Genomic DNA, 17,977 nt, shown 5'->3' on the forward strand with positions numbered 1-17,977 from the left:
AGCCCCCATGAGGGGCTGGCACCGGGGAGAGGGGATTGTGCCCTCCTACTTCTTCATTATGCTACCCTAATTGCCCCGGCATGCGAAACGGCCGCCTTGCGGCGACCGTCCCTTTACAGCCCTTTAGCAGCCATAAAGGCCGCCAGGTCGACGACCCGTTTGGAGTAGGCCCATTCGTTGTCGTACCAGGCCACCACCTTGGCCAGGGTGCCATCGATAACCATGGTGGACAGGGCATCGACAATGGAGGAACGCGGATCGCCGTTGAAGTCGCGGGAAACCAGGGGTTCTTCGCAGTAACCCAGAATGCCCTGCAGGGGACCCTCGGCGGCGGCCTTCAGGGCGGCATTGATGCTTTCAACTGTAGCTGGTTTTTCCAGGTCCACTACCAGGTCCACGACGGAAACGTTGGGGGTCGGCACCCGCATGGCCAGGCCGTTCAGCTTACCCTTCAGTTCGGGTAAAACCAGGCCAATAGCCTTGGCAGCGCCGGTGGTGGTGGGAATTATGGAAAGGGCACCGGCCCGCGCCCGCCGCAGGTCCTTATGGGTCAGGTCAAGGATGCGCTGGTCGTTGGTATAGGAATGGGCGGTAGTCATCAGGCCCCGCAGGATAGTAAAGTTTTCGTGGAGCACCTTGGCCACCGGGGCCAGACAGTTGGTGGTGCAGGAGGCATTGGAAACAATATGGTGCTGGGCGGGATCGTACTTGTCATTGTTGACACCCATGACGATGGTGATATCTTCGTTTTTGGCCGGGGCGGTAATAATGACCTTTTTGGCCCCTGCCTGGCGGTGGGCCGCCGCTTTGGTGGCATCGGTAAAGACACCGGTAGATTCAATGACAATGTCTACACCTAGTTCCTTCCAGGGGAGTTTGGCCGGATCCCGTTCGGCTGTGACCTTAATGGAGCGGCCGTTGACAACAATGCTGTCTTCCCGGGCCTCAACGGAGGCATTGAGGCGACCATGGACGGAGTCATACTTCAACAGGTGGGCATTGGTCTGGACGTCGGTGATGTCATTGATGGCTACAACTTCCAGTTCGGGTTTCTCCAGGGAAGCCCGAAACACCAGGCGGCCGATACGCCCGAAGCCGTTAATACCTACCCTTACTGCCATTATGTATTATTCCTCCTTCTAGTATTATTGCAAGAATGGCTCCTCAGGAGCAATCAATCCTTGCCACTTTTTCCAGCTAAACCAACGTTATTATACCATAGGTAAGGAGAATTTATGATTATAACACGGCTTGTAACTTTAGTCACTATTCAACACAAATCGCTAAAATCCTCCTCTGAAAATAGACACAATTAAAGTTTCAAGGAGCGCCTGTCCCCTGAAAGTTCTAATAACGTTTTCTTTTGGCTGCCGCCGGGATACCCAGCTCGTCGCGGTACTTGGCTACCGTCCGCCGGGAAATCTTGATACCCTGCTGCTGCAGCAGTTCCTGCAACTGTATGTCCGTAAGGGGATTGGTGGTATCCTCCCGGCTGATGGCTTCAGCAATTATTCTTTTGATACTTTCGGCGGCGGCAGCACCGCCTTTTTTTGCTACACCGCTGGCAAAGAAAAATTTTAATTCAAACACTCCCCATGGCGTCTGGACATACTTATTCGCCGTCGCGCGGCTGACGGTCGATTCATGGATGCCTAAGGAGGCGGCTACCTGGCGCATGGTCAGAGGTTTCAGGTATTTTAAGCCTTTATCCAGGAATTCCCGCTGCTCCTGCACCAGGCAGTTGACCACCCGGTAAAGGGTCAGCCGGCGCTGTTCCAGGCTGCGAATAAGCCAGGCCGCGGCATTGAGCTTGCTTTCTATAAAACGCCGGGTTGCCTGGTCGCAGCTTCCATCCTGGCGCATTAAGGCCTGGTAAAGAGGGTTGATGCCCAGCCGCGGCATGGCCAGGTCATTGACCAGAACCACGTAATCCCCGCCGACCCGCTCAATGATTACATCGGGTACAATATAGCGGTTCTCCTGGCCGCCGCCAAAGGAGCGGCCGGGCTTGGGGTCCAGGGTACGAATATAATCTACCACCGCCTGGACTTCCGGGAGACTCAAGTTCAGGCGCCGGGCAATCCGCTTCAGCCGTCCTCCAGCGACATCGGTTAAAAAATACCGGATAATTTTTTCTGCTGCCGGCGGAGCGTCTTTCCGCTGGCGCAGCTGGAGCAGGAGGCACTCCGTAAGATTCCTGGCTCCTACCCCCGGGGGGTCAAAACGCTGGATTAACTGCAGTACCCGCCAGACGGCCGCAGGGGAAACCTTTAAACAGGCGGCTGCTTCCTTGAGGCTAATCTTCAGGTAGCCGTTAGCGTCTAAATTGCCGATTAAAAAGGTGCCAATCTCCAGCTCGCGGGTTGAGGTGGCCGCTATTTTTAGCTGGAGCAGAAGATGATCCTGCAGGGTGGGCTGGCCGGTCAGGAAGTTCTGGTAATTCCATTCCGGACGTTCCTCCCTGGGAACGCTGACATAACCCAGGTCGCTGCCGTCCTGGAAATATTCCTGCCAGTCAATCTCAAAGGATTCCGGGTCATCTACCACTTCATCGGTTGCAGCAACTTCTTCTTCATCCCTTAATTCCAGTAATGGGTTTTCCTGTAGTTCCTGCTGGACGTATTCAGCCAGCTCCAGGGTGGAGAGCTGCAGGACAACAATGGCCTGGCGCAGTTCCGGTGTCATGATTAGCTTTTGCGTCTGTTCCAGGTTAAGGCCCAGGCGTTCGCGCACCGCTCTCCTCCTCCCGGCAAATATTTTTAATTTATACTATTCGTCCCTTACCGCTGTTTTTCCTGCCCGCGGGACCAATTTATTATCCAGGCCAAGTAAATGCTTAAAGCCAGGCTTAAGCCGGCGGCCGTTACCAGGGCCAGGCTTTCCTGGCCGGGGCTGAAGAGGTACGGGTGCATCCCCAGGCTATAGTCAACGAAGTCATTTATCCCCAGCCACAGGACCACCAGGGCCAGCTGCCAGGGAGCGACCGGCCAGTGCCGCAGGAAGAGGAAGCCTTCAACCATCATACCCAGGTGGGAGAGCCACAGGCCGGCCTCTACCAACGTCACCGGTGCCCCCGACAGCCAGTAGTCACTGATTATTACTACTGCCCACAGCCCGTATTTAATCACAGCCGCAGCTGCCACCACCCGCAGCAAGCCGCTTTCCCGGCGGTAGCAAGCCATGATGAGGGCCAGGCCGAAAAGGGTTGTCGCCAGGGGGCTGTCGGGGGTAAAGGGCCACCATATTAAAGGAGTACTGGCCAGCTGCTCCCGGTACCAGTAGTAACCATAAATCGATCCCAGGAGATTGACAACCGCCAGGGTTATCAAGAACCAGTTCTGGTAGGGTGCTTCCCAGAGAAGGCGCTTTAACCAGTTATTTCCCATTGTCTTCCTCCCCACCGGTCATCTCCTTCCAGGGAGCAGTTTCTACCCTGAAAATAACTTCGCTCCAGGCTGGCATTGTTTTTGCTCGCTCCAAACAAATGCCAGCCCGTTATTTTCATCCTTCTGATGGTGCCGCGTTAGCGGCATGAGGGTCTTGTTCCAGAGAAAAAGGCGGCCCCGGGCGAGATGCCCGGGTATCACCATCCACCCTGCCTATCACCCGCGCCGGGACGCCGCCGACCATGGTCCCTGCCGGGACATCCCGGGTAACTACCGCTCCGGCTCCGACAATAGCTCCGTCGCCAATGCGCACCCCTGGTAAAATGGTGGCATTGGCGCCAATGAGAACCCAGGCGCCAATTTCCACTGCCCCCAGGCGGAAGGCGCGGGGCAAAAACTCATGGGTCAGAATAGTGACATTATAACCAATAATACTCTCGGGGCCAATATGAATGAGATCCGGCCTTAAGATATCCGGCATGGCCATAACCCCTATGGCAGCCGTCGGCGCTACATCCATCCCCACCAGGTGGCGTAATAGCCAGTTTTTCAGACGCAAAAAGGGTAAAAAGCGGCTGAGTTCAATCCAAAAAAAATTCCAGGCTACGCGCCAAAAAGGGGCAACCTGGCGCCAGGTGGCCATGGCGTTATGCCCGCTAACAGGGCAGGTTGTCGTTCGCCGCATCTGTCCTCCCCCTCCGGGCCCGCACCTGCCTGGTTAAATATTCCAGGCGACGCAGGCGGTGGTTGACCCCTGACTTCCCTACCGGTGGTACCAGCATTTCCCCCAGCTCCTTTAAACTTGCTTCCGGGTGCTGGAGACGTAACGCAGCTATCTCCTGCAGGCCGGCAGGTAATCCCTCCCAGCCCAGGGTAGCCACCAGGTAGCGAATATTTTCTGCCTGGCGTAAACCCGTCTCTACGGTCTTGCTCAAGTTGGCCGTCTCGCAGTTTACCAGGCGATTGACCCGGTTACGCATTTCTTTAAAAATGAGGACGTTCTCATAAGCCAGGACGGCACTATGAGCCCCCATCAGGCTTAAAGCCCGGACAATTTGCTCGCTGTCTTTGAGGTAAAGGACCAGCCCGCGCTGGCGGCGGCTGAGACGGGGCTGGAGCTCCAGCTGCTGCATAATGTCCTGGAGGCGGGCAGCTTCCTCGTCCCCTTCGACGAGAAATTCCAGGTGATGGGTTGCCGACGGTTTATTGACAGAGCCGGCTACCAGGAAGGTACCCCGGAGGTAAGCGACCCGGCAACATTGGTGCGCCGGCACCCAGTTCCTGGCGGCCAGCCAGGCCTTTAATGCTTCTTTGCCGGCCGGAGTTATGACCTTAAAAACCGGCCGGCCTTTACCACTCCGGCGCTCGGTATTTACCTGGACCGGCAGGCCCAGCACCGCCCTGGCCAGGGAGTAAACCCTCCTGGCTATGGCCGCGTGGGTGGTTGCCAGCAGGATTCCCTCTTCTCCTGGTAAAGGGGCCGGTTTACCCAGGCGTAAAATGGCTACCAATTCAGCCTCAGCACAACAGGGCCGTTGTTTTTTCACCCGGGCCAGTTCTTCTTTAGTTTCATGGGAGAAAGATATGGCCATAAGCCCCACTCCGTAATTGCGAGGTTAGCAATGTGAGCCAGGAAGGGAAAAGGAGGCAGTGAGCATAAGGCACTGCTTAAACGCCCAGGTTACGAAACTTCTCCCGGATCAGATAACCAAAACGCTGCCGGCGCCGGGAATGGTGGCGGTAAAACTCTTCCATAATCAGGCCGGCCAGGCGTTCAGGGTGGTGCCGGACCAAATGGGTCTCGTCCACCAGCCAGCCCGTACGCAGCTCAACACCCATCCTGGCCACCGCCGGTCCATTGATCGGGACCGGGCGCGCCCCCTTTTCGCCGTAGCGCCTTAAGGCGCCGCGGGAAATAGGGCCGCGATGGGCAATAACTACATCCACCAGGCCGGGGCCGCAGTGATCAATAATAGCCTGCAGGTGATCGGCAACTGTATAGCCGTCAGTTTCCCCCGGCTGGGTCATGATATTGCAAACATAAAACACCGGTGCCCGGGCCTGGCGCAGGGCCTCCGTCAAATCGCGCACCAGTAAATTGGGCAGGACACTAGTGTAGAGACTCCCAGGGCCGATAATAATGGCATCAGCCCTGGCGATGGCTTCCAGGGCGGCGGCCGGCGGCCGGCAGGTGGACGGCTGTAAAAACACCCTTTTAATCTGCTTGCCGGCCCGGGGGATATTGCTTTCCCCCAGGATGGTAGTACCATCAGCCATTTCGGCTCCCAGGACGACGTAGCTGGTAGTGGAGGGAATAACCCGGCCGCCAACCGCCAGCACCCGGGCCAGTTCCTGGATGGCCCGGTCAAAATCGCCGGCCATATCCGTCATGGCCGCCAAGAGAAGATTTCCCAGGCTGTGACCGGCCAGGCCCTCGCCCTGGCGGAAGCGGTAACTGAACAGTTCCTCCATAAGGCTTTCGGTATCGGCCAGGGCCACCAGGCAGTTGCGAATATCCCCCGGTGGCGGGATTTTTAACTCCTGGCGCAGGCGGCCGGAGCTGCCGCCGTCGTCGGCCACCGTTACAATGGCCGTGAGATTCCGGGTGTACTTTTTCAGCCCCCGCAGGAGGACGGCCAGCCCCGTGCCCCCGCCGATAGCTACTATATGGGGGCCTTTCGCCAGGTACTGGCGCCGGTAAAAAAGTTGCCAGGGATTACCGGTATTGCCGGGCAGCAGGACCTTAAAAACCGAGCCGGCCAGGCGCTGGAGCCCCAGAACGATAAGGGCCACGCCCAGACCGGCAGCCGCCACCCCTCCCAGTAAAGGTGATCCCAGGGCCCCCAGGGTATGGAGGATAAACCAGGTAACGCCCCTTTCCGCCGAGGCTAATAAAGTAACCCCCAGGATAACTGTCAACCCGGAAACCAACAAAAATAGGCCCACGGCAGCCAGCAGCAGCCAGCGTTTAATTTTTAAACCCGGGTAAAGCCATTTTAAACCCTCCACCTTTCACCCCTCCCAAATATTATACGGGCCCGGCCTTTTTGTCCCTCGCTACCTTTACCCTTGCCAGGCAGCCCGGGGTCTGGCTCCTGCGCCGCCTTCCTACCTCCTGCTACCACTGCTCAGATAACGCACTACATCCCGGTGCTTGACTACTACGTCGTAATTATCGCCCCGGAGTATTTCTCCCAGTTTATTGGCCAGGGTTACCGAGCGGTGCTGACCGCCGGTACAGCCAATGGCAATGACCAGGTGGGACTTGCCCTCCTGCTGGTAATAGGGGATCAGGAAGCGCAGGAGGGCGGCAAACTGTTCGATAAACTGCCGCGCCTCCGGGGCCGACATGACAAACTCGGCCACACAGCGATCATGACCGGTAAAGGGGCGTAAGGCGGGGTTATAAAAAGGATTGGGCAAAAAGCGCACATCCATAACCAGATCGGCATCCAGGGGGATGCCGTATTTATAGCCAAAGGAAATAATATTAATCACCAGCTGCCGCCGGCTGTCGCCGAAAAGTTCGCTTACCTGCTCTTTAAGCTGGCGCGGCGTCAGTTCGGAAGTATCGATGATCTTGCTGGCCCGACCCCGCAGCTCTTCCAGGCGCCGCCGTTCGGCAATAATGCCTTCTAAAATCTGGCCGCCGCTGGAGAGGGGGTGACGGCGCCGGGTTTCTTTATAGCGCCGCACCAGGATTTCATCGGCCGCCTCCAGGAAAAGGATCTCGTAGGGAATACCCCGGCCGTCCAGGTAAGCCAGGGCTTCCTCCAGGCCGTCAAAAAACTGGCCGCCGCGGATGTCCATAACCAGGGCTACCTTGTTTATCCCTTCCCCTTCTTTGGCGGGTTGCCCCAGGAGATCAACCAGCCCTGGTATCAGGGAGGGGGGCAGGTTGTCAACGCAGAAAAAGCCCAGGTCTTCCAGGCAGCGCACAGCCTGGGTCTTGCCGGCGCCGGAAAGGCCGGTTACAATGACGAGACGAGGATAGTTGCTTGCCGTCACTAATCTCCCCTCCCTTAAAAGCATCAATGACGCAAGTTTATTACCTGCTCCGGGGGTACCCCGGCGGCGCGCAGGAGTTGCCACCCCTCTTCCAGGCGGCCCACAGTGGCGGGCTGGTGGGCGTCGCTGTTGACGACAAATTTCACCCCGCAGCGGGCGGCCCGGGCCAGCTCTTGCGGCCGCTGGTAAAGGTGGCCGGTATTTACCTCCCACAGGGTACCGGTACGGGCACAGGCGCGGGCCAGGGGCTCAATATCCACCGGCATCCCCAGGCCCGGGTGGGTGAGGCAAAAGACAGGGTGCTTTTCCATGGCCGCCATTAAAGCCCGCGTGTTGGCCTCCACGGCCCTTTCCCGCCAGCGGCGGCTGCGTCCCTGGAGCTGGTTGGCCAGCACCAGGTCGCGGGCTGCCGGCCAGTCCCGGGGCAGGACATAGGGATGGAGCCCCACCAGCAGGAGGTCCAGCTGCCGGTAAACGACGGCCGGGATGTCTATTTCCCCGTTTATACCGACAATATTGGCCTCGGCACCCACCAGCACCCGGATACCCGGGGACTCCCAGGTCGCCACTTTCCTTTTCAGGCGTAGGAATACGCCGGCGGCATTGACGCCCACCCCGATATTACGCGGGCCGTGGTCGGTCAGGGCCACTTCCTCCAGCCCGGCCCGGCGGGCCGCCGCCACCATAGCCCGGGTGCTCGCCCGGCCGTCGCTGCGCCGGGTATGTACATGGTAATCAGCCCGGAAGGACTGGAGCAAAGGTCAACCTCCCAGGATAAATTTCTCCAGAGCCCGGGCCACACCGCCGTCGTTATTGCTGCCGGTGACATAATCGGCGGCCGCCCGGACTTTCGCCGGAGCGTTGGCCATGGCCACCGCCAGGCCGGCATAGCGGAACATCTGGAGATCGTTGTAGCTGTCACCAAATACCATGATCTCTTCCGGCCGGATATCTTCCCGGTCCGCCAGGGCCTGGAGTCCCCGGGCCTTATTGGCCTCGGGGTTGAGCATTTCCAGGTAATGGGGCAGTGACCGGGTGAGGTAGACCCCCTCCCCCACGTCCCGCCGGATGGCGGCTTCCAGGGGATCCAGTTCCGGGCCGTCACGGAGGACGACGATCTTCAGGGGCCTTCTTTTCTCCTCCTGGAGAAAGGTTAGCATATCCTCTACCTGGTGTAAATCCACCCCGGCCCGCCAGGCATATTCTTCATTCTCGGCCTGAACCTTATCTACATAGAGCCGGTCATCCAGGTAAACGTTATAGGCATAACCAAACTGGCGAATGTGCGTGATTAGACACCGGGCCAGGTCCAAAGGAATGGTGCGCTCAAAAAGGATTGCCCCCGTCCCTGAGTGGCGCACCTGGGCGCCGTGGTAAACAATGAGCGGTAAATCCAGGCCCAGCTCCACGGCGTAGGGCCTGGCCGAGCTGAACATGCGCCCCGTAGCCAGGGTTACAGTTATGCCCTTTTCCCGGACTCTCTTTATGGCTTCTTTAGCCCGCGGCTCAATAACCAAATCGTCAGTTAACAGCGTCCCGTCCAGGTCAAGGGCTACCAGCCGGATTCTCCCCATTATTTTTCCTCCCCAGGCCTTCCAGGATGCGGGCCGCTACTGCCCGGTTCATCCCCTCTACGGCCAGCAGTTCTTCTAAAGTTGCCTGGCTTATCCTGGCAACAGACCCAAAATGGCGCAGCAGGGCTCTTTTGCGTTTGGGACCTACGCCGGGAATGTCATCCAGCACCGAGCGGTAGGCGCCCTTTTCCCGTTTCTGGCGGTGGTAGGTAATGGCAAAGCGGTGCACCTCATCCCGCAGGTGCTGCAAGAGCTGCAGGGCGCGGCTATCCCGGGGCAGGCGTACCGGTTCGGGGCTGCCCTCCCGGAACAGCAGTTCCTCTTCCTTGGCCAGGGCAAAGGTAGGAATGGCCGCCACACCCATGGCCGCCATCACCTCCCGGGCGGCGTGAAGCTGGCCCAGGCCACCATCAATCAGGACGAAATCAGGCAACTCGGCAAAACGCGGGTCCTGCCCGGCGGCGCGGCGGAAACGCCGGCTTAAAACCTCCTGGAGGGAGGCAAAGTCATTGGGGCCTTTGACCGTCTTGATCTGGAAGCGGCGGTAGGCCGACGTCAACGGCCGGCCGTCCACAAAGACAGCCATGGCCCCCACCGGGCTGCTCCCCTGGAAGTTGGAAATATCATAGGCTTCCATGCGCCGCGGCAACCGCGGCAGGCCAAGGGCCTGTTGCAGTTCCATCAGGGCCGCCTTGCCACCTTCCTCCTGGCGCTGGCGGGCCAGGAGGTGCTCCTGGAGGAGGCTGACGGCATTTTCATGGACCAGCTGCAAAAGCTTTAACTTCCTGCCCCGTTTGGGTACCTTCAACTCGACCCGGCCGCCGCGCAGCCGGCCCAGCCAGCTGGCGATGGTGGCGGCGTCATCCGGTTCGTCATGGAGGAGGATTTGCGGGGGAATTTCCACCCCCCGGCTGTAATATTCTTTCAGCAGGGCTGCCATAATTTCGCCCCGGGATAAGCCCTCTGTCCCCGTAAGGAAAAAATGGTCGCGGCCGATAACCTTACCCCCCCGGCTGAAGAAGATGAGGCCCAGGGCCGCTTCCCCTTCCCGGGCGAAAGCTACGGCATCGGCATCATCGCCGCCGGCGTCAGTAATTTTCTGGCGGGCACAGACTTCCTGCACCGCCCGCAGCTGGTCCCTGAGCCTAGCTGCCTTTTCAAATTCCAGCCGTTCGGCGGCGGCTTCCATCTTTTCCTTTAATTCCTTTACCAGGGTGGTATGCTTCCCCTCCAGGAACAGGACAATATTGTCTACCGCTTCCCGGTAGGCCTCCGGGTTGACCTTACCGCTGCAGGGAGCCAGGCAGCGGTTAATATGGGCGTTGAGGCAGGGCCGGCTGCGCTGCTGCAGGGGCGTCTCCCGGCAGGTGCGTACCGGAAAAAGGCCGCGCAGGAGTTTTAAGGTTTCCCGCAAAGCCCCCACGTTGGTATAGGGGCCGAAGTAGCGGGAGCCGTCCCGGACCAGGGAGCGGGTGATCTGCAGCCGGGGAAACTGTTCCTGGGTGGTAATTTTGATATAAGGGTAGCTTTTGTCGTCCTTTAAACTGACGTTGTACCGCGGCCTGTGTTCTTTAATCAGGTTGCACTCTAAAATCAGGGCCTCGACTTCGTTATCCGTCAGGATATACTCAAAGTCGGCAATATGGCTGACTAAGACCTGCGTCCGCGGCGGGTGCTGGCCGCGGAAATAGGAGCGCACCCGGTTTTTCAGGGAAGCGGCCTTGCCGACATAAATGATCTCGCCTTTGGCATCGCGCATGAGGTAGACGCCGGGGTGATCCGGCAAGCGCGCCAGTTTCTCCTCCAGGTCCATGGTATCCCTTCCTCATCTACTCCTGCCCTACTACCCGGGGCAGGTCCTGATGCCCGCCCGGAGGCCGGTGCTCCGGGCTTCCTTCCAGGTCCCGGCCCGCCTGCCTCTCTTTATCCCGCTCCAGGACAGGGGCCAGGAACTGGCCGGTATAGGATTCCGCCACCCGGCAGACCTCTTCCGGAGTGCCGGCGGCCACCACCCGGCCGCCGCCCTCGCCGCCCTCGGGGCCCAGGTCGATGATATAGTCCACCGACTTGATGACATCCAGGTTGTGCTCGATAACCACCACCGTATTGCCGGCATCCACCAGGCGCTGCAGGACGTTCAGCAACCGCTCGATGTCGGCCATGTGCAAACCAGTGGTGGGCTCGTCCAGGATGTACATGGTCCGGCCGGTGCTGCGCCGGGCCAGTTCCGCCGCCAGCTTCACCCGCTGGGCTTCCCCGCCGGAAAGGGTGGTGGCCGGTTGGCCCAGGGTTATATAGCCCAGGCCCACGTCCTGGAGGGTGGCGAGGCGCCGGTGCAGGCGGGGAATGGCGGCAAAGAATTCCGCCGCCTCGTCCACTGTCATAGCCAGGACGTCGGCAATGGATTTGCCCTTGTATTTTATGGCCAGGGTCTCCCGGTTATAACGCTTCCCCTGGCAGACTTCACAGGGTACATAAACGTCGGGCAGAAAATGCATCTCAATCTTTATAATGCCATCGCCGCCGCAGGCCTCGCAGCGGCCGCCCTTGACATTAAAGCTAAAGCGCCCCGGTTTGTAGCCCCGGGCACGGGCTTCCGGGGTGGCCGCGAAAAGGGCGCGGATATCGTCAAAGATACCGGTATAGGTGGCCGGGTTAGAGCGCGGCGTCCGGCCGATGGGCGACTGGTCCACCTCGATGACCTTGTCCAGGTGCTCGGTGCCGGTAATGGCCGCAAAGGCCCCCGGGTTAGTCCGGGCACCGTTCAAGCGCTGGGCCAGGGCCCGGTAGAGGATCTCGTTGACCAGGGTGCTCTTGCCGGAGCCGGAAACACCGGTAACGCCGATAAACAGGCCCAGGGGAAAGCTGACGTCGATATTTTTCAGGTTGTGCTCGCGGGCGCCTTTAACGGTCAACCATTTGTCGCCCGGCCGGCGCCGCCTTGCCGGCACCGGGATACGCCGCCGGCCGCTTAAATACTGGCCGGTGAGGGAGCGGTGATTGGCCATTACCTCTGCCGGGGTACCGGCCGCCACCACCCGGCCGCCCTGCTCGCCGGCCCCGGGACCGATGTCGATGATATAGTCGGCGGCCCGCATGGTATCCTCGTCGTGCTCGACGACGATGACCGTGTTGCCCAGATCCCGCAAGCGTTTCAAGGTGGCAATGAGGCGGGCGTTGTCCCGCTGGTGCAGGCCGATGCTGGGCTCGTCCAGGATGTACAGGACCCCCATGAGCTGCGACCCGATCTGGGTGGCCAGGCGGATGCGCTGGGCTTCTCCCCCGGAGAGGGTGGCCGCCGCCCGGTCCAGGGTCAGGTAGTCCAGGCCAACATCCAGCAAGAACTGCAGCCGGGCCAGGATTTCTTTTAAAATCTGGCGGGCGATTATCTCCTCGCGTTCGCTTAAATTTAAACTGCGCAAAAACCCGGCAGCCGCCCGGACATTCAGGGCCGCGACTTCGCAGATGTTAAGCCCCCCCACCCGGACGGCCAGGGCTTCCGGTTTCAGCCGCGCCCCCTTGCAGGCCGGGCAGGGCTGCTGGCTCATATAGTTTTCAATCTCCGCCCGCGACCACTCCGACTGGGTTTCCTGGTAGCGCCGCTCGAGATTGGGGATGACCCCCTCAAAGGGAGCTTCGTAAGTGCGCCGGTCGCCAAAACGGTTGGTGTAGCGGAATTTAATCCGCTCCTGCCCGGAGCCGTAAAGGATGACCTGCAGGTGCTCCGGCTTGAGCTCCCGCACGGGCACGTCCAGGCTGAAACCGTAGTGTTCGGCCAGGCACTCCAGTATCTGCTGGTAGCCGTTATTGCTGCGGCTCCAGGGCGCAATGGCCCCTTCCCTTAAGGTCAGGTCGCGATCAGGAAGGACCAGGTCGGGATCGACCTTCATGGTTACACCCAAGCCGGTACACGCCGGGCAGGCGCCGTAGGGATTATTAAAAGAAAAAAGACGCGGCGTGATTTCCGGCAGGCTGATGCCGCACTCGATGCAGGCGAATTTCTCGCTTAAAAGCAGCTCTTCCTGGCCGACGATATCGATAAGGACAATACCATCGGCAAGCTTTAAGGCCGTTTCCAGGGATTCGGCCAGGCGCGTGGCCACCCCCGGCCGCACCTGGAGGCGGTCCACGATTACTTCTATGGTATGTTTTTTATTCTTAGCCAGGTTGATAGTCTCGCTCGTTTCCCGGATCTCGCCATCAACACGGACGCGCACGTAGCCCTGCCTGCGAATCTCCTCCAGGACGTTGCGGTATTCCCCTTTGCGGCCCCGGACAATGGGAGCCATTATCTGGAAACGGGTCCCTTCCGGGTAAGCCAGGAGACGGTCCACCATCTGGGAAACCGTCTGGGGCGTAATGGGCCGGCCGCACCGGGGGCAATGGGCGCGGCCGATATGGGCAAAAAGCAGCCGCAGGTAGTCGTAGATTTCCGTCACCGTGCCTACCGTGGAGCGTGGATTATGGCTGGCCGTTTTCTGATCGATGGATATGGCCGGGGAGAGTCCCTCGATTAAGTCAACGTCAGGTTTGTCCATCTGGCCTAAGAACTGCCGGGCATAGGAAGAAAGGGACTCGACATAACGGCGCTGCCCCTCGGCATAAATGGTATCAAAGGCCAGGGAAGACTTCCCCGAACCCGACAGGCCGGTAATGACTACCAGTTTATCCCGGGGGATAGTGACGTTGATATTCTTCAGGTTATGGGCCCGCGCCCCCTGGATGACAATTTTATCGGTGGCCATACTACACCCCCTCGGGAAATTCACTGGACTTGCGCCAGGCGTAAAACCTGGCCAGGGTAATACCTTGCTTCCCCGCCATATTATATCATAAACACCATGTGGGGCATACATGTCCCCCTTAAACGCCGGCAGCTTGCAAAAAAGCCGGGTATTCAACCCGGCCGGGAAAAAACGACTTAACTTAAGCGGGGGGGGGCCTATTATACCCCCTGCATTAAGCTCCATTTTACTACTTGCCATACTTCTTAATGGCGTCCCGCATAGCCAGGGTGTTTTCCAGCTTGAGTAGCCGGGCAGGCTGTTGGCGCTGCTGCAGATATAACCGCCACCCGGAGGCGTTCCTTAACCTGGTAATTCCGTTAAGGGTGTTGGTTTTTAAGTCTCATTTTTAAAACAGGCTGAGTTGTTTATATTTCCCTTCGTCATCATCATGCTTCCCCTGTGCCTTTCCGGTCCAGACCTTTTTCTCCAGGCACTCCGGAGGTATTTCCAGCAGGAAAGGAGAGGGCCGGGAAGGTACCTTTCTGCCAGCAATAGTCCTGCTGCGGGATGATACCAGGATCAATATATCCCGCGCCCGGGTAAGGCCGACGTAAAACAGGCGGCGTTCCTCGGCCAAAATTTCCCCGCTTCCCTGGGTAGGGCTCACCACTATAGAAGGCTCCACGTCAACATCTCCTCCATCATCCGGAGGAACGCCAGGGCGCTCTTTGAGGGGCAACAATCCGTCTTCTACACCGGCTATAAAGACCACGGGAAACTCCAGCCCCTTGGCGGCATGGAGGGTCATCAGGCTTACTGCTTCGGGGGCAGTTACATTCCTGCCCCAGCGCTCATGGTCAGCTTCGCCGGCCAGGACGACCCCGCGCAGGAAGGCAGAAAGGTCGTTAAAACGCGCTGCCACCCGCAGCAGGCGGTTCATGCTGGCCACTTTCTGGAGGTTATGCTCCTCAATCCAGCGGGCCAGAAGGCGCTCAGGAGGTTCCTGGCGCATTATGGTCCTCCAGGTCTCCACGGCATTCCTGAAGGCCAGCAAACCCTTCCCGGCTGCTGCCCCTGGCGACGCCTCGCCTGCCGTTAACCTTTCTATGGCCTGCCAGGCCGGGCAATGCATTTGCCTGGCTGTCTCCCGGACCAGGGCGATATCTCTTTTATCCTGGCCAAAGGGGCCCCCACCGAGGCAGCGATAAATATGGAAATCGTCTTCCGGGTTGACCAGGCACCAGCAAAAGGCCAGAGCCTCCCGGACCGGCCGGTCTTCCAGGAAGCTTTCGCGGCCTACCAGCCGGTAGGGTATCCCCTCCTTCAGGAAACATTCTTCCAGGGTCTCTAACTGGCGCCCCGTCCGGGCCAGGACGGCTATATCGGCAAAACCGAGGGCTTCTCCTTCCCTGCCCCCCGGGACTTCCACAGGTACCATGCCTCCCTGGCCGTGGGCCTGGAGCATGGTGGTGCCGCCTACCAGGCGGCCGATCTCCCTGACAATGGCGATGCCCTCAGCCATCTCACCGGGGACCTCCACGTGAAGGATCGGGGGCCCCTCCTCCTTTGCGGCGACAAGAACCTTGTCGCCCGGAAGTTTAAGGCCAGGATGCGGGTTATGGGCGATTACGGCCGCAGCCGCCCGGAGGATGGTGGGCGTGGAGCGATAATTGCGGGTTAGCCGGAAAACCCGTGCTGCCGGGAAGTCCTCCTGGAGCTGCCGGAAAAAACGGTTGCTGGCCCCGCGAAAGCCATAGATGGCCTGGTCGGGGTCGCCGATGACGAAGAGATTGCCGCCATCGCCGCTCCACAGCCTGATCAGCCGGTACTGGACCGGGTTGACGTCCTGGAATTCGTCAACGAGGAGGTAGGTAAACCGGGCCAGCAACCTTTTAACCTCCGGTGTGTCCTCCCCGGCAGCTATCCATCTCTCCAGCAAATCAACCGCCAGAAGCAGGAGATCATCGTAATCGAGGACACCGTATTCGGCCAGCCGCTCCTGGTAGGCGCTGTAAACTGGCCGCAGGTCTTCCGGGACGCCGGGGGATGAAGGAAGCAGGCCACGGCTTTTGAGAAGGGAAATCTGCCGCTGCAGCTTCAGGGCCCGGCGGGAGCCGCCCCTCCCGCTTTCCTGCAGGATCTCTGCCAGAATGCTCCTGGCGTCGGTTTCATCAAGGACGGTGGGCTGCTCCCGGCCGGCAAAGGCCGGAGCTATCGCCCGGTCCTGTTCCGGCCAGCACCGCAGCAGGTCCAGGCAGATGCTGTGAAAGGTGCCAATGGTTAAATCCTCAATCCCCCCGGCCTCCCCCAACAGTTCAACCACACGCTGTCGGATTTCGGCGGCCGCTTTATTAGTAAAGGTGACGGCCGTAATCTGGCCGGGGGCAATGCCTCGCGTCCCTATTAAGTAGGCCAGGCGGTGAACCAGGGTGCTGGTCTTACCCGTACCCGGGCCGGCCAGGACAATAACCGGCCCCTCTGCCGCGGTGACTGCCAGCCGCTGTTCCTCATTGAGGCCGGCCAGGGGAACGCCAGCGCCTGTTGCCGCCTTAACCGGAACAGGTTCCCCACCGGCAGGGCCTGCCGGCTGGCCCGGGTCCGCCGCTATAGATGGCTTCACCCCTCCCCCTGCCGGCACGGCTAACCCCTCCGGAGCTGCCCGCCGCCTCGCCTGCGCTGCCGCATCGCTGCCCTTTGCCGCTGCATTCTCCTTTACGGCCTTACCGGGTTTAGTCTTTTTCCCGGCTGTACTTGCCTGGCAGGTACTTGTAGCTGCTGCGGCAGCAATTTCCCCGGCTTCCCCAAACAGGCTGGCCTGCCCTACGAAATACTCCCTCTCCTCCGGCCGGAGCAGCAGGATCCGGCCATACTCGCCATCAAAGCCCGGCTGCCTCTCTACCTCGCCGGCGCGCATGCGCCGGATGGCTTCAGCGACCGACGCCCCCGCCACCCGGGCGATGGCCTCCAGGGGAGCCTCCCGCAGCACTACCAGTTCCGGGCCCAGGCGGCGGAGCAGGTCAAAGTAAAGGGCGGCGACTTTTTTAGAAGCGGTACCCCTCCCCAGGGCCGACGCCAGCACCTCCGGCAGGGGAACCAGGCTCTCGTAAGGGCGGGCGCCCTGCGGGCGAACACCCTCTTCCCGGTCGGCCAGTACCTCCACCCGGTGCAGCACGCCGACGGTCACCTTGCGGCCGCAGACGGGGCACACTCCACCTGCCGCCCGCGTCCGGGCCGGCGGCCAGCAGATATTACAGGCCCGATGGCCGTCATAGTGATACTTGCCTTCCTCGGGGAAGAACTCCAGCGTTCCCAGGAAATTGGCTGCTTCCCTTTCCTGCAGGGCCCGGCGGATGGCCGGGTAGGAAAGCTCGGTGTTGAAGATGTTGGCCTCCCTGGCCAGGTGGCGAGGAGAATGGGCATCGGAATTGGAAACCAGGGTAAGGCGGTCCAGGGCGGAAAGGCGCCAGTTCATGGGCGGGTCGGAGGAAAGGCCCGTTTCCACGGCGTAGATGTAACCGGCCAGGTCCTCAAAACACTCTTCCATACTGTCAAACCCCGAGTTGGCGCCGAAGAGGGAGAAATGGGGGGTCCAGATATGGGCCGGGATAAAGATGGCCTGCGGGCAGGCCTCGAGGGTCATCTCCAGGAGCCGGCGGCTGTCCAGGCCGAGGATAGGCCGGCCGTCAGAATGAAGGTTGCCGATCCCTTCCAGGCGGCGGCTGAGGGCTTCCGCTGCCTCAAGATCGGGCAGGAGGATGAGGTGGTGGACTTTACGGGTGCGCCCGCCTTTTTTATAGATGGTGCTGATCTCCCCGCTGATGATAAAGCGCACCACAGGGTGTCCGTCAGCGTCAACGGGAACATAACTTGAGTAACCATTAGGGAAGTAGCCGCCCAGGTTGCTACCCTTATGCCCTAAAAGCGGCAGCCCAGAGGAAGTATTTTCCTCTACCGCCCGGCAGAATTCCTCCTTCAGGCGGTAAAGGCCCTCCTCCGCCAGCTCCAGCTTATTTTTCAGCTCCTCCCGCCAGGCCGGGTGGGTAAAATCGCCGCTGCCCACCAGGGTCACGCCTTTATAAACAGCGTAGCGGTAAAAGTTCTCCGGCGTGGCATCCCTGCTGGTGGCCCGGGAGTAACGGGAGTGGACGTGGAGATCGGCGATAAAATGCAACATTATCACCCATAATAATTGATTTTGGCACCTGTCCTGCTACCTCACAGGCAGAATTAAAATCATTTATCGGTAAGTTGTTGTCAGAGTACACTTACCGGCCGTATAATA

General features: G+C 59.8%; 12 protein-coding genes. All 12 read right to left on the bottom strand.

Annotation, left to right across the window (positions count from 1 at the left end; all coding sequences use genetic code 11):
• Window positions 1–113 precede the first annotated feature (113 nt).
• The 12 genes from FLZ89_RS05005 to FLZ89_RS05060 all read right to left on the bottom strand — a co-directional run bounded on the left by FLZ89_RS05005 (window position 114) and on the right by FLZ89_RS05060 (window position 17,869).
• Window positions 114–1,121: an ArsJ-associated glyceraldehyde-3-phosphate dehydrogenase gene (locus FLZ89_RS05005; RefSeq protein ID WP_141263836.1), complete on the bottom strand. Its 1,008-nt coding sequence runs from the start codon at window positions 1,119–1,121 to the stop codon at window positions 114–116.
• 226 nt (window positions 1,122–1,347) lie between these two features.
• Entirely contained in the window at window positions 1,348–2,733 is a 1,386-nt protein-coding gene (gene rpoN, locus FLZ89_RS05010; RefSeq protein ID WP_141263835.1) for an RNA polymerase factor sigma-54, read from the bottom strand.
• Between the two features lie 47 nt (window positions 2,734–2,780).
• Complete coding sequence (locus tag FLZ89_RS05015; protein ID WP_141263834.1) at window positions 2,781–3,386, bottom strand: DUF1405 domain-containing protein; 606 nt, start codon at window positions 3,384–3,386, stop codon at window positions 2,781–2,783.
• A 115-nt stretch (window positions 3,387–3,501) separates the two neighbouring features.
• Window positions 3,502–4,071 carry an acyltransferase gene (locus FLZ89_RS05020; RefSeq protein ID WP_141263833.1) on the bottom strand — a complete coding sequence of 190 codons (570 nt, stop codon included), beginning with the start codon at window positions 4,069–4,071 and terminating at the stop codon, window positions 3,502–3,504.
• Entirely contained in the window at window positions 4,043–4,978 is a 936-nt protein-coding gene (gene whiA, locus FLZ89_RS05025; RefSeq protein ID WP_216363843.1) for a DNA-binding protein WhiA, read from the bottom strand. Before whiA ends, FLZ89_RS05020 begins: the two co-directional genes overlap by 29 nt.
• A 76-nt stretch (window positions 4,979–5,054) precedes the next feature.
• Entirely contained in the window at window positions 5,055–6,395 is a 1,341-nt protein-coding gene (locus FLZ89_RS05030) for a gluconeogenesis factor YvcK family protein (protein WP_141304544.1), read from the bottom strand.
• 99 nt (window positions 6,396–6,494) lie between these two features.
• Window positions 6,495–7,394, bottom strand: a complete 900-nt coding sequence (rapZ, locus tag FLZ89_RS05035) for an RNase adapter RapZ (RefSeq protein WP_141263831.1) — start codon at window positions 7,392–7,394, stop codon at window positions 6,495–6,497.
• Between the two features lie 23 nt (window positions 7,395–7,417).
• Window positions 7,418–8,152 (bottom strand): PHP domain-containing protein, encoded by a 735-nt coding sequence (locus FLZ89_RS05040; protein WP_141304545.1) that lies wholly within the window; start codon window positions 8,150–8,152, stop codon window positions 7,418–7,420.
• Window positions 8,153–8,155: 3 nt separating this feature from the next.
• Window positions 8,156–8,968, bottom strand: coding sequence for a Cof-type HAD-IIB family hydrolase (locus tag FLZ89_RS05045; protein ID WP_141304546.1), 813 nt, complete (start codon window positions 8,966–8,968; stop codon window positions 8,156–8,158).
• Complete coding sequence (uvrC, locus tag FLZ89_RS05050; protein ID WP_141304547.1) at window positions 8,940–10,781, bottom strand: excinuclease ABC subunit UvrC; 1,842 nt, start codon at window positions 10,779–10,781, stop codon at window positions 8,940–8,942. The genes FLZ89_RS05045 and uvrC overlap by 29 nt, the downstream gene beginning before the upstream one ends.
• A gap of 16 nt (window positions 10,782–10,797) precedes the next feature.
• Window positions 10,798–13,713 (bottom strand): excinuclease ABC subunit UvrA, encoded by a 2,916-nt coding sequence (gene uvrA, locus FLZ89_RS05055; RefSeq protein ID WP_141304548.1) that lies wholly within the window; start codon window positions 13,711–13,713, stop codon window positions 10,798–10,800.
• 388 nt (window positions 13,714–14,101) lie between these two features.
• Window positions 14,102–17,869, bottom strand: a complete 3,768-nt coding sequence (locus tag FLZ89_RS05060) for a UvrD-helicase domain-containing protein (protein WP_172613450.1) — start codon at window positions 17,867–17,869, stop codon at window positions 14,102–14,104.
• Between the last annotated feature and the right edge of the window lie 108 nt (window positions 17,870–17,977).

Origin of the sequence: Moorella sp. E306M (assembly GCF_006538385.1) — a bacterium.
GTDB lineage: Bacteria > Bacillota > DSM-521 > Neomoorellales > Neomoorellaceae > Neomoorella.

Excerpts from the sequence above, each read along its gene's own strand:
- FLZ89_RS05005 (WP_141263836.1), bottom strand. The coding sequence starts at position 1,121 with ATGGCAGTAAGGGTAGGTATTAACGGCTTCGGGCGTATCGGCCGCCTG.
- FLZ89_RS05015 (WP_141263834.1), bottom strand. The coding sequence starts at position 3,386 with ATGGGAAATAACTGGTTAAAGCGCCTTCTCTGGGAAGCACCCTACCAG.
- FLZ89_RS05020 (WP_141263833.1), bottom strand. The coding sequence starts at position 4,071 with ATGCGGCGAACGACAACCTGCCCTGTTAGCGGGCATAACGCCATGGCC.
- whiA (WP_216363843.1), bottom strand. The coding sequence starts at position 4,978 with ATGGCCATATCTTTCTCCCATGAAACTAAAGAAGAACTGGCCCGGGTG.
- FLZ89_RS05045 (WP_141304546.1), bottom strand. The coding sequence starts at position 8,968 with ATGGGGAGAATCCGGCTGGTAGCCCTTGACCTGGACGGGACGCTGTTA.
- uvrC (WP_141304547.1), bottom strand. The coding sequence starts at position 10,781 with ATGGACCTGGAGGAGAAACTGGCGCGCTTGCCGGATCACCCCGGCGTC.
- uvrA (WP_141304548.1), bottom strand. The coding sequence starts at position 13,713 with ATGGCCACCGATAAAATTGTCATCCAGGGGGCGCGGGCCCATAACCTG.
- FLZ89_RS05060 (WP_172613450.1), bottom strand. The coding sequence starts at position 17,869 with ATGTTGCATTTTATCGCCGATCTCCACGTCCACTCCCGTTACTCCCGG.